Below are 10,522 nucleotides of genomic sequence, written 5' to 3'. Positions count from 1 at the left end.
CTGTGCAAGGATACGGAGCCCGAAAGAACACCCCATGAACATCCTCTTCGCCGCCGACCCCCTCGAGTCCTTCAAGACCTACAAGGACACCACTTTTTCCATGATGCGCGAGCTGCAGAAGCGCGGCCACCGCATCGCCGCCACCGAGCCGCGCCACATGGGCTGGCGCAGTGGTGGCACCGTCAACGCCACCGTGCGCCGCATCCGCCTCACGGGCGACGCGCACGACTGGTTCAGCGTCACCGGCGAAGCGGTCGAAGCGCTGAAAGACTTCGACGCCGTGCTGATGCGCAAGGACCCGCCGTTTGACAGCGAGTTTTTCTACTGCACCCACCTGCTGGAGCAGGCGCAGCGCGAAGGCGCGCGCGTGTTCAACCGGCCTTCTGCCCTGCGCGAGCACCCCGAGAAGCTGGCGCTGATGGAGTTCGCGCAGTACGCGCCGCCCACGCTGGTGACGCGCTCGCCCGAAGCGATCCGCGCCTTCCACGCCGAGCATCAGGACATCATCCTCAAGCCGCTGGACGGCATGGGCGGCATGGGGATCTTCCGCGTCGGTGCCGACGGCATGAACCTCGGCTCCATCATCGAGACACTCAACCAGGGCGGCGCCACCAGCGTGATGGTGCAGCGCTACCTGCCCGAGATCGTGCTGGGCGACAAGCGCCTGCTGCTGATCGGCGGCCAGGTCGCGCCCTATGTGCTGGCGCGCATCCCGCAGGGTGGCGAGGTGCGTGGCAACCTGGCCGCCGGCGGCAAGGGCGTGGCCCAACCGCTGTCCGACGAGAACCGCGCCGTGGCCGAGGCCATCGCCCCGGTGCTGGCCGCGCGCGGCCTGCTGCTGGTGGGGCTGGACATGATCGGCAACAAGGTCACCGAGATCAACGTCACCAGCCCGACCTGCTTCCAGGAGATCCACGACCAGACCGGCTTTGATGTGCCGGCGATGTTTGTGGATGCACTTGAAGAAGCGTTGCAGGTGACGGCGTGAGCGACGACAAGACACCGCGCCAGGATCCGGCGCCGGGCCTCCCCAAGCCGGACCATCCCCCTCGGGGGGCAGCGACCCGCGCAGCGTCGGAGCGTGGGGGTCAACCAGCACAGGCGCGCAACCCGCTGCACGGGCTGACGCTCGAAGCCATCGTCACCGCGCTGGCCGACCACTACGGCTGGGACGAACTGGGGCATCGCATCCCCATCCGCTGCTTCAATGTGGACCCGAGCGTGGGCTCCAGCCTGAAGTTCCTGCGCAAGACGCCCTGGGCGCGCGAGAAGGTCGAGGGGCTCTACCTCTTCATGCTGCGCGAAGAGCGCCGCGCCGGTTCGCAAAAGTCATAGCGCCGCGCTCACGGCTGCCGCCGTCCGTCGGTCAAAGTGCACGTTCAGCGCCTGGGTGACGGAGTGGGGTTTTTGGTGTAGCTCAAAAGTATTGGTTTGACGGACTTTCAGGGCTTGTCCGTCTTGTGGAGCCGCTGCGGCTGCGATAGAAACGCGCCTTCGCAGGGGGGCATCACCACATACACCACAACCATGCCCGAAACCATTGATCTCAACGCCACGGTGTTCGCCAAGACCGCCGTGGGTCAAGAGGAAATCCAGTCCCGAACGCTCGGCTTGTCGCTGCTCGTGCGGCGCGCCCTGGTGCTGGTGGACGGCAAACGCAGTGGTGCCGAGCTGTCGGTGTTCCTGGTGGGCAAGGGCGACGTGGAGTCGGTGCTGGCCGAGCTGCTGGACAAAGGCTGCATCGAAGCGGTGGCGCGGGTCGGCAAGACCCCGAGCACGGCGACCCCTGCAGCCGCGCCAGCGCCCCCGAATGGCGACACTGCGCCAGTCGACATCGCGGACACAGGGCCCGAGATCGACGGCCTGCCGCCCGCGGCCGGGCGCAGCGCCAAGGACAACGAGATGGCGCGTCACTTCATGATCAATTCGGTCAACGCGATCATTGGCCAGAACACGCGGGTGTCGCTGGTGACCTCCATCTTCGAGGCCCAAGGCACCGACGGCCTGCGCAAGGTCTACCGTGCCTGGGAGGCCAGCATGGCCGGCCACGGCACCGGCGCGCGCCGCCTGCCGGAGCTGCGCGAGAAGCTCTTCAAGGTGCTCTGACGCCGCCCGGGGCCCGCCCGCTGAGCGAGCGGCCCAGCCCACACCGGCTCAGTCCTGCGGCAGGCCGTCCACGAACACCTTGAGCTCGTCAGGGGCAAACGCGGTCCAGGGTTCGTTGTCGGTCAGCGGCTGGGTCACGATCACCGCGGCGCGGTCGCCGGGCTGGTTGAGCTGGGCGAAGTCCACCGTCCAGTCCTGGTCCTTGAGCGTGGCCGCCTGGAACGGGTGCTGGCGCACCAGCCAGTGCAGGTTCGTGCTGCAGTGGGCCCACAGCGCCTCGCCGTTGGAGAGCAGGAAGTTGAAGCTGCCGAAGCGCCGCACCTGCGGCACCAGTTCGCGCAGCGTCAGCGTCAGCTCGGCCACGCTGGGCAGCTCGGCGTGCGACTTGGCCAGTTCCTGCATCAGCCAGCAGAAGGCGCGTTCGCTGTCGGTGCTGCCCACCGGGCGGAATTGCGCGTGCAGGCGCGGCTGGTAGTCCTTGAGGTCGCCGTTGTGGGCGAACACCCAGTGCCGGCCCCAGAGCTCGCGCGAGAACGGGTGGGCGTTTTCCAGGCACACCTGGCCGATGGTGGCCTTGCGCACGTGGGCGATGATGTTGCGGCTCTTGAGCGGGTAGGTGCGCAGGAAGGCCGCCATCTGCGACTCGGCGGCGCTGTGTTCGTCCACGAACAGGCGCAGGCCCTTGCCCTCAAAAAAGGCGATGCCCCAGCCGTCGGCGTGCTGGTCGGTGGCCCCGCCGCGCCGGCAGAAGCCGGTGAAGCTGAAGGTGGCGTCGGTGGGGGTGGCGCAGTTCAGGCCGAGCAGTTGGCACATTCGGAATCCCCCCTGCGCCGCTGCGCGGCTTCCCCCCTTGAAAGGGGGGACCGTACCAGTGGCCCGGCAAAGCCGGTTCCACGGTGCGTGCTGGAGGGGGCGCGTTTCCCGCTCCGGCGCCGTGCCTTGGTGCAAGGCTTGGTGTGGTGAAGTGGCTATTGTGCGGCGAAGCGGTTCTCGCTCGCGGGGGCCGCTTGTACGCACTCGGTCAGATCCACCGCCGGTTCAGGTCGGGCTGTGTTCTGAACGCAGCCGCCAGGCTGCGATGAGGGCCAGGCCGCAGAGGGTGGCCAGCATGAGGAAGGTTTCGTCGAAGGCGGCCAGGCGGGCCGCCTGGTCGCCACCGCCCAGCTGGGCGCCGTGCGCGGCCAGGCGCCATTCGAGCACGATGCCGCACAGGCTCACGCCGGCGGCGCCGCCGAGCATGCGCACGAAGTTGATCACGCTCGAGCCCTGCGGGATCAGGTGACGCTCCAGCCCGCGCATGGCACCGGTGTTGAGCGACGGCAGGATGAAACCCAGCCCGATGCGGCCCAGGATGGCCCAGGCCACCAGCAGGGTGGCGGTGCGCGTGGCGTCGCGGCCGTCGATGGTGAGCATCAGCGCGAACGACGCGGCCAGCAGCGCCAGCCCCAGGCTCACCAGGCGGTGCGTGGGTTGCCGGTCCGACAGGCGCCCGACGACCGCGATGGTGATCGCCAGCACCAGCCCGGCCGGCAGCAGCACCGTGCCCACGAAGGATGGCGACAGGCCCAGCCCCATCTGCATGTAGACCGGCAGCAGGTAGGTCGACCCGAACAGCGCGGTGCCGTAGATCACGGCCACGATGCTGCCCATGGCAAAGCGCCGGTCCTTGAACAGCGAAAGGTTCATGAGCGGGTCGACACCGGCGTCGGGCTGGCGCCGGCGCGCCTTGAGCGTGCGCCGCTGCAGCACCACGAACGCCAGCACGACCAAGGCCGCCACAGTCAGCATCGCGCCGCCCAGGGCCGGCACGTCCCCGCGCAACTGCACCAGGCCGTTGAGCAGGCACAGCGTGCCCACCGTGGCCAGCAGCAGGCCGCGCCAGTCAAGCGCCGCACCCTGCGGGTTGGCGGCGCCGCCGCCGGGGCCGCTGGTGGAGACAAAGCGCTGCGCCATCCACATCGAGGCCAGGCAGAACGGCACCACCATGAAGAAGATCGAACGCCAGCCGAACGCGTCCACCAGCAGGCCGCCGATGCTGGGGCCGATGGCCGGCGCCAGCACCACGCCCATGCCGAAGATGCCGCTGGCACGGCCCTGCTCGTGCGGTTCGAACGCGCGCAGGATGATGATGGCCGGGATCGGCTGCACCACGCCCGCGGCCAGGCCCTCGGCCACGCGCGCGGCCAGCACCAGCGGGTAGTCGTTGGCAAAACCGCCGGCCACGCCGCCCACCAGCAGCAGCCACATGCAGCCCACATAGGTGTGGCGGTAGCCGTAGCGCGCCAGCAGCCAGGGGGTGGTGAGCATGGACACCGTCATCGCCGCCATGAAGCCCGAGGTGGCCCACTGCGCCCGTTCCTGCCCCAGCGTGAAGTGCAGGCTCATGTCCGGGATCGCCACGTTGATGATGGTCGACGACATGATGGAGGCCATGGTCCCCACCATCACCGACAGCAGCAGCAGCCAGCGGTAGCGCTCGCCGTAGCGCGCGCGCAGGGCGGCCATGGAGTGATCGGTGCGTTGGTTCATGTTGGACACGGGCAAGGCCGCAACGATAACCGGCCACGGGCCACCCCGGTGCGCGCGGCGGTCTAAGCACCGCTTAAGAAGGGGGCCAAACCCGCTGGCAGAATGGCCACGGGGCGTCGGTCCGAGGCCCTGGAAGGAAGCCTGGATGCGACTGTTGCTGGTGGAAGACGACACCATGATCGGCGAATCGGTGCTCGATCTGCTGCGCGCCGAACACTACGCGGTGGACTGGGTGAAAGACGGCGAGATGGCCGACACGGCGCTGACCACACAGCACTACGACCTGGTGCTGCTCGACCTGGGGCTGCCCCGGCGCGATGGCCTGTCGGTGCTGCGGGCGCTGCGCGCGCGCAAGAACCGCCTGCCGGTGCTGATTGCCACCGCGCGCGATTCGGTGCAGCAACGCATCGAAGGACTGGACGCCGGGGCCGACGACTACGTGCTCAAGCCCTACGACCTGGACGAACTGCTGGCGCGCATCCGCGCCCTGCTGCGCCGCGCGGCCGGGCGCGCCGAGCCGGTGTACGAGCACCAGGGCGTGAGCATCCAGCCGGCCACGCGCGAGGCCACGGTCAACGGTCAGCCGGTGCAGCTGTCGGCGCGCGAATGGGCGGTGCTCGAACCACTGCTGGCACGACCGGGGCTGGTGCTCTCGCGCGCGCAGCTGGAAGAAAAGCTGTACGGCTGGAAGGACGAGATCAGCTCCAACGCGGTGGAGGTCTACATCCACGGGCTGCGCAAGAAGCTTGGGCCCGACATCGTCCACAACGTGCGCGGGGTGGGCTACTTCGTGCCCAAGCAATGACCCCCCCCTGCGCCGCTTCGCGGCTTCCCCCCAGGGGGACGGTGCCTGCGGCCCGGCAAAGCCGGTTCCACGGCACCCTGGGTGAAGTCACGTCGCGCCGGCTGGTGCTTGGGATCGGCGCTGCATGACACGCCTACTGTCATCCCTGCGCGCGCGTCTGCTGGTGTTCGTGCTGCTGGCCATCCTGGCCACGGCGCTGCTGCAGGCGGGCCTGGCCTATCGCGCTGCGCGCGCCGAGGCCGACCAGATCTTCGACTACCACATGCAGCAGACCGCGCAGTCCTTGCGCGCCGGTCTGCCGCAGGGGCTGGCCACGGGCGTGATCCCGGTGCCGGCCGAGGAGCAGGACTTCGATTTCGTGCTGCAGATCTGGACGCTGGACGGCGTGCAGATCTTCGGGTCGGCACAACGGGCCGAGCTGCCCCAGCGCGCGGTGCTGGGCTTTGCCGACGTGAACGCGCACGGCACGCGCTACCGCGTGTACTCGGTGCAGGCGCGCCACTTCGTGATCCAGGTGGCGCAGGACATGGCGGTGCGCCAGCGCATGGCCGGCGCGCTGGCGCTGCGCACGGCGCTGCCCATCGTGCTGCTGGCGCCGCTGCTGATGCTGCTGGTGGGCTGGGTGGTGCGCCGCACCCTGGCGCCGGTGGCGCAGGTGCAGCACCAGCTGGCGCAGCGCCAGGCCGACGACCTGACCCCGATCGCCGAAGAGGCCGACCTGCCCGATGAAATCCGCCCGCTGTTGCGCGAGCTCAATGACCTGTTGCGCCGGGTGTCGCAGGCGTTTGATGCGCAGCAGCGGTTTGTGGCCGACGCGGCGCACGAGCTGCGCTCGCCGCTGGCCGCGCTGAAGCTGCAGGTGCAGGGCCTGCAGCGCGCGCCCGATGCCGCCACGCGCGAGCGTGCGCTGGAGCGGCTGGGTGCTGGCATCGACCGCGCCACGCGCCTGATCGAGCAGTTGCTGGTGCTGGCACGCCAGCAGGCCAGCGCCACCGCAGGGGCGCCAGCCGAACCGGTGGCCATGGCCGACCTGCTGCGCAGTGCGGTGGCCGACCTCGCGCCCGCGGCCGGGCAGTGTGGCATCGACCTCGGGCTCGCGCAGACCGACGCGGCGCCGGTGAGCGGCCACCCCGAGGCGCTGCGCATCCTGGTGCGCAACCTGCTGGAGAACGCCGTCAAATACACCCCCGCCGGTGGCCGGGTGGACGTGGCCTGGCGCGCCGGGGACGACGGCCTGGAACTGTGCGTGGAAGACAGCGGCCCCGGCATTCCCGAAGCCGAGCGCGAGCGCGTGCTGGACCGCTTTGTGCGCCTGCCCGATGCACCCGCGTCCGGCAGCGGCCTGGGCCTGGCCATCGTTCGGGCGGTGGCCGATCTGCACGCCGCCACGCTGCGCCTGGACGCCTCGCCCACGCTGGGCGGGCTGCGCGTGCGGGTGGGCTTTGCGCGTGCCGACGGGCCTTCAGCCCAGCGCTGAGGCGAACACGTTCACCGCCATCGCCAGCACGATCAGGTTGAAGGCGAACGACAGCAGGCCGTGCAGCAGCACCAGGCGCCGCATGGCGCGGCCGTGCACCGTCACGTCGGACACCTGCGAGGTCATGCCGATCACGGCGCTGTGGTAGAAAAAATCGAGGTAGTCGGGGTCTTCCTGGCCGGGGAAGGCCAGCCCGCGCGCGGGTTCGTGGCCACCGCCGACCGGGCGGTAATAGGTGCGCGCGTAGTGCAGCGCAAACACCGCCTGGATCAGCAGCCAGGCGCCGCTCAGCGAGGCGAGCATCAGCCCCAGATGCAGGGCGCGGGGCCAGCCCTGCAGCGCGCGCCCGCTGTCCACCGCCATGGCCACGGCCAGCAGGCTGGCGACGGCGGCGCCGGTGACCAGCACGGCCAGCATGGCGGCACCCGGGTCTTCCCAGCGCGCGCGGCGGTGCGTGCCGCGCGCGTCCAGGTGCCGCGCCAGGCGCCAGACCAGCGTCACGTACACCGCGCAGTACACCACCCAGCCGGACAGCCAGGGCGTGGCGCCCGACCCGCCCAGCGCGGTGACGCCGCCACCGGCCAGCAGCGCGGGCAGCAGGGCCAGACCCTGGCGTTGCCAGGCGCTGAAGCTGGCCGACCAGTGCAGGCCGTGCATCGGGTGTGTGCTCATGGATTCAGTGTGCCACGCACGCCCCCGCGTACCGGCTGGCCGGAGCCCGTGAACAGGCCCTAAGGCCCGACTAAGCGACGCACCGGACAGTGGCGCCATCCACCGTTGTTTCACCTGTCCAGGAGCCCCCATGAACACACACAAGCTCACCCCCACCCGCCTGGTGCTGGCGCTGGCCGTGGCCGGCGCGCTCGGCGGCGCCGGCGCCACCTACCTCACCGGTGGCCACGCCCGCGCCGCGGCCACTCCTTTGCCGGCGGTCGCCCCGGTGGGTGCCGCCGCGCCGCTGGCCGGTGCACCCGACTTCGCCGCCATCGCCGGCCGCCACGGCGCCGCGGTGGTCAACATCAGCGTCAGCGGTCCTCAGAAAGCGGTCGATGACGGCGCCCCGCAGGCCCGCGGGCACGGCGTGCCGGGCCTGGACCCGAACGATCCCTTCTACGACTTCTTCCGCCGCTTCCAGGGCCCCGAGGGCCAGGGGGGCGCTGGCGACCAGCCGGTGCGCGGCCAGGGCTCGGGCTTTGTGGTCAGCGCCGACGGCACCATCCTCACCAACGCCCACGTGGTGCACGGCGCCAGCGAGGTGATCGTCAAGCTGACCGACCGGCGCGAGTTCAAGGCCCGCGTGCTGGGCGCCGACCCCAAGACCGATGTGGCCGTGCTGAAGATCGACGCCCACGACCTGCCCACCGTGCCGCTGGGCAGCACGCGCGACCTGAAAGTGGGCGAGTGGGTGCTGGCCATCGGCTCGCCCTTCGGCTTCGAAAACAGCGTCTCCGCCGGCGTGGTCAGTGCCAAGGGCCGCGCGCTGCCCGACGACAGCTTCGTGCCCTTCATCCAGACCGACGTCGCGGTCAACCCCGGCAACTCGGGCGGCCCGCTGTTCAACAGCCGTGGCGAGGTGGTGGGCATCAACTCGCAGATCTACAGCCGCTCGGGCGGCTACCAGGGCCTGTCGTTCGCCATCCCGATCGAGATCGCGGCCCAGGTCCGGGACCAGATCGTCGCCACCGGCAAGGCCAGCCACGCCCGCCTGGGCGTGACCATCCAGGAAGTCAACCAGACCCTGGCCGACTCCTTCCAGCTCGACAAGCCCGAGGGCGCGCTGGTCGCGGCCGTCGAGCCGGGCGGCCCGGGCGCCAAGGCGGGCCTGAAGGCCGGCGACGTGATCCGCCAGGTCAACGGCCAGGCCATCGTGGCCTCGGGCGACCTGCCGGCACTGATCGGCCAGTCCGCCCCGGGCAGCGCGGTGACGCTGGAGGTCTGGCGCCAGGGCCAGCGCACCACGCTGAGCGCGACGCTGGGCGACGCCAGCGCACCCAAGGCCACGCTGGCGCAGGCCGACGCTGCGACCGGGCAGGGCCGCCTGGGCCTGGCGCTGCGCCCGCTGCAGCCGCAGGAACAGCGGGCCGCCGGTGTCAGCGCGGGTCTGGTGGTGCAGGACGTGGGCGGCCCCGCCGCACTCGCCGGGGTGCAGCCGGGCGACGTGCTCATGGCGGTCAACGGCACACCGGTGCAGAGCGTGGAGCAAGTGCGCTCGGTGGTGGCCCGGTCGGCCAAGTCGGTGGCGCTGCTGATCCAGCGCGACGGCGACACCATCTTCGTGCCGGTGCGCATCGGATGATGCTGGGCCGCTCACCGGAGACCCCGGCGCGCCGCGTGGACAGCGGCGGTCTGTCGGCCCACATCCTGCCGACGTCGGCCACCATGATCGGCGTCTGCCTCACGGCGCTCTACATCAGCCTGCTCGGCCCGCCCAGTGAAGGCCGGGTGCTGGTGGACAAGCTGCTCGCGCTCGATGGCCTGGTGTTCCTGGCCAGCGCGGTGCTGTCGTTCATGTCCATGCGGCTGCGCCAGCGCGCGGCGCGCTACGAGGCGCTGGGCGAAAACGTGTTCGTCGCCGGCCTGGGTCTGCTCGCACTGGGCGGCCTGGTGCTGGCCTTCGTGGTCAGCTGAGCCTCAGGCCTGCGGCGGGCGTCCCTGGCGCCGCTGCGCGTCGCGCCACAGGCGCAGCGCCAGCAGCACCAGCGGCGTGGTGTGCAGCAGCAAGTCGAAGATGTCGATCGGCCGCTGCAGCGTGCCTTGCGCAAGCATGCGGAGTTTCTCGACCAGGTGCGGCTCGGGCACGATGGGCGCCACGGCCAGCCACAGCGCCACGACCAGCAGCAGCTTGAAGGGGAAACGGTCGATCCAGCCCATCATGCGGCGCTCTCGGTGTTGAAAGCCGCCAGGCAGCCGGCGCAGATGCAGGTCTTGCCCGCGGCCTCGGCCGGCAGGCGGTCCAGCAGGTCGGGCGGGAACTGCGCCGTGGTGCACCAGCAGGGCGGTTGCGGCTGGCCGCTGGCGCGTTCCATCTCCATTGCGCAGCGGTTGTCGCCGCCGCACAGCGGGCAGCGGGTGGGGTCGGGGGAAACGGTGGTGCTCTGCATGGTGGGGGCCGGTTCCGGTCAGTGTATCGGCCCGGCGCCTGTGGTACGGTCAAACCGACTGGGGCCCCGCGCGCTCGCGCCCTGTGGGCTCCACCTGCACCGACCCTCGACCCCACCGCCATGTCTTTTGTTCGCGTTCTGGTCGTCGCTGGCTGCGCCTGGCTCCATGCCCAGGCGTGGGCCGCCGGCCCCACCCCTGCCGCCCCGCCCCACACCGTGCCCGACACCCGGGCCCCGCGCGTGATGGCCTGCACCCTGTGCCACGGCCCCGAAGGCCGCGCCACCAACGACGGCTTCTACCCGCGCATCGCGGGCAAGCCCGAGGGCTACCTCTACCACCAGCTGCTGAACTTCCGCGACGGCCGCCGCCAGGCCGCGGGCATGCGCTTCCTGCTCGACCCGCTGAGCGACGCCTACCTGCGCGACATCGCCCGCCACTTCGCCCGCCTGGACCTGCCCTATCCGCCGCCTCCGCCCAGCACCGCCACGCGCGATAAGCTGGCC

At 70.8% G+C, this 10,522-nt stretch carries 13 protein-coding genes; 8 read left to right on the top strand and 5 right to left on the bottom strand.

Annotated elements, in window-relative coordinates:
* The first annotated feature begins 34 nt into the window (after positions 1 to 34).
* The 3 genes from gshB (at position 35) to ACR2JA_RS10835 (ending at position 2,106) form a co-directional block, all read left to right on the top strand.
* Positions 35 to 988 carry a glutathione synthase gene (gene gshB / locus ACR2JA_RS10845; protein WP_434009096.1) on the top strand — a complete coding sequence of 318 codons (954 nt, stop codon included), beginning with the start codon at positions 35 to 37 and terminating at the stop codon, positions 986 to 988.
* Entirely contained in the window at positions 985 to 1,335 is a 351-nt protein-coding gene (locus tag ACR2JA_RS10840) for a VF530 family DNA-binding protein (protein WP_434009095.1), read from the top strand. The genes gshB and ACR2JA_RS10840 overlap by 4 nt, the downstream gene beginning before the upstream one ends.
* A 192-nt stretch (positions 1,336 to 1,527) precedes the next feature.
* Entirely contained in the window at positions 1,528 to 2,106 is a 579-nt protein-coding gene (locus ACR2JA_RS10835; RefSeq protein WP_434009094.1) for a hypothetical protein, read from the top strand.
* Positions 2,107 to 2,154: 48 nt separating this feature from the next.
* Here ACR2JA_RS10835 and ACR2JA_RS10830 read toward each other — a convergent pair whose 3' ends face one another.
* Together ACR2JA_RS10830 and ACR2JA_RS10825 are read right to left on the bottom strand one after the other, a co-directional pair.
* On the bottom strand, positions 2,155 to 2,919 hold the full coding sequence (locus ACR2JA_RS10830; protein ID WP_434009093.1) for a class II glutamine amidotransferase: 765 nt from the start codon (positions 2,917 to 2,919) through the stop codon (positions 2,155 to 2,157).
* A 225-nt stretch (positions 2,920 to 3,144) separates the two neighbouring features.
* Positions 3,145 to 4,635 (bottom strand): MFS transporter, encoded by a 1,491-nt coding sequence (locus ACR2JA_RS10825; RefSeq protein ID WP_434009092.1) that lies wholly within the window; start codon positions 4,633 to 4,635, stop codon positions 3,145 to 3,147.
* 145 nt (positions 4,636 to 4,780) lie between these two features.
* Here ACR2JA_RS10825 and ACR2JA_RS10820 point away from each other — a divergent pair, with 145 nt between their 5' ends.
* Both ACR2JA_RS10820 and ACR2JA_RS10815 read left to right on the top strand, forming a co-directional pair.
* Positions 4,781 to 5,440 carry a response regulator transcription factor gene (locus ACR2JA_RS10820; RefSeq protein WP_434009091.1) on the top strand — a complete coding sequence of 220 codons (660 nt, stop codon included), beginning with the start codon at positions 4,781 to 4,783 and terminating at the stop codon, positions 5,438 to 5,440.
* Between the two features lie 124 nt (positions 5,441 to 5,564).
* On the top strand, positions 5,565 to 6,917 hold the full coding sequence (locus ACR2JA_RS10815; protein ID WP_434009090.1) for an ATP-binding protein: 1,353 nt from the start codon (positions 5,565 to 5,567) through the stop codon (positions 6,915 to 6,917).
* Here ACR2JA_RS10815 and ACR2JA_RS10810 read toward each other — a convergent pair.
* Positions 6,903 to 7,589 (bottom strand): DUF1345 domain-containing protein, encoded by a 687-nt coding sequence (locus ACR2JA_RS10810; RefSeq protein WP_434009089.1) that lies wholly within the window; start codon positions 7,587 to 7,589, stop codon positions 6,903 to 6,905. The two genes, ACR2JA_RS10815 and ACR2JA_RS10810, sit on opposite strands and share 15 nt — an antisense overlap.
* A 130-nt stretch (positions 7,590 to 7,719) precedes the next feature.
* On the opposite strand from ACR2JA_RS10810, the gene ACR2JA_RS10805 reads away from it, so the two are divergent.
* Together ACR2JA_RS10805 and ACR2JA_RS10800 are read left to right on the top strand one after the other, a co-directional pair.
* Positions 7,720 to 9,213, top strand: a complete 1,494-nt coding sequence (locus ACR2JA_RS10805; protein ID WP_434009088.1) for a DegQ family serine endoprotease — start codon at positions 7,720 to 7,722, stop codon at positions 9,211 to 9,213.
* On the top strand, positions 9,210 to 9,545 hold the full coding sequence (locus ACR2JA_RS10800; protein ID WP_434009087.1) for a hypothetical protein: 336 nt from the start codon (positions 9,210 to 9,212) through the stop codon (positions 9,543 to 9,545). The genes ACR2JA_RS10805 and ACR2JA_RS10800 overlap by 4 nt, the downstream gene beginning before the upstream one ends.
* A gap of 3 nt (positions 9,546 to 9,548) precedes the next feature.
* On the opposite strand, the gene ACR2JA_RS10795 is transcribed toward ACR2JA_RS10800, so the two are convergent.
* Positions 9,549 to 9,791, bottom strand: coding sequence for a hypothetical protein (locus ACR2JA_RS10795; protein WP_434009086.1), 243 nt, complete (start codon positions 9,789 to 9,791; stop codon positions 9,549 to 9,551).
* Complete coding sequence (locus ACR2JA_RS10790; RefSeq protein WP_434009085.1) at positions 9,788 to 10,018, bottom strand: cysteine-rich CWC family protein; 231 nt, start codon at positions 10,016 to 10,018, stop codon at positions 9,788 to 9,790. The genes ACR2JA_RS10795 and ACR2JA_RS10790 overlap by 4 nt, the downstream gene beginning before the upstream one ends.
* Positions 10,019 to 10,234: 216 nt before the next feature.
* Here ACR2JA_RS10790 and ACR2JA_RS10785 point away from each other — a divergent pair.
* Positions 10,235 to 10,522, top strand: a 288-nt coding sequence (locus ACR2JA_RS10785) for a c-type cytochrome (protein ID WP_434009084.1), incomplete at its 3' end; no start/stop codon positions are given.

Origin of the sequence: Hydrogenophaga sp. (assembly GCF_051007235.1) — a bacterium.
GTDB lineage: Bacteria > Pseudomonadota > Gammaproteobacteria > Burkholderiales > Burkholderiaceae_C > Hydrogenophaga.
This window is presented reverse-complemented; position numbering and strand designations above follow the sequence as displayed.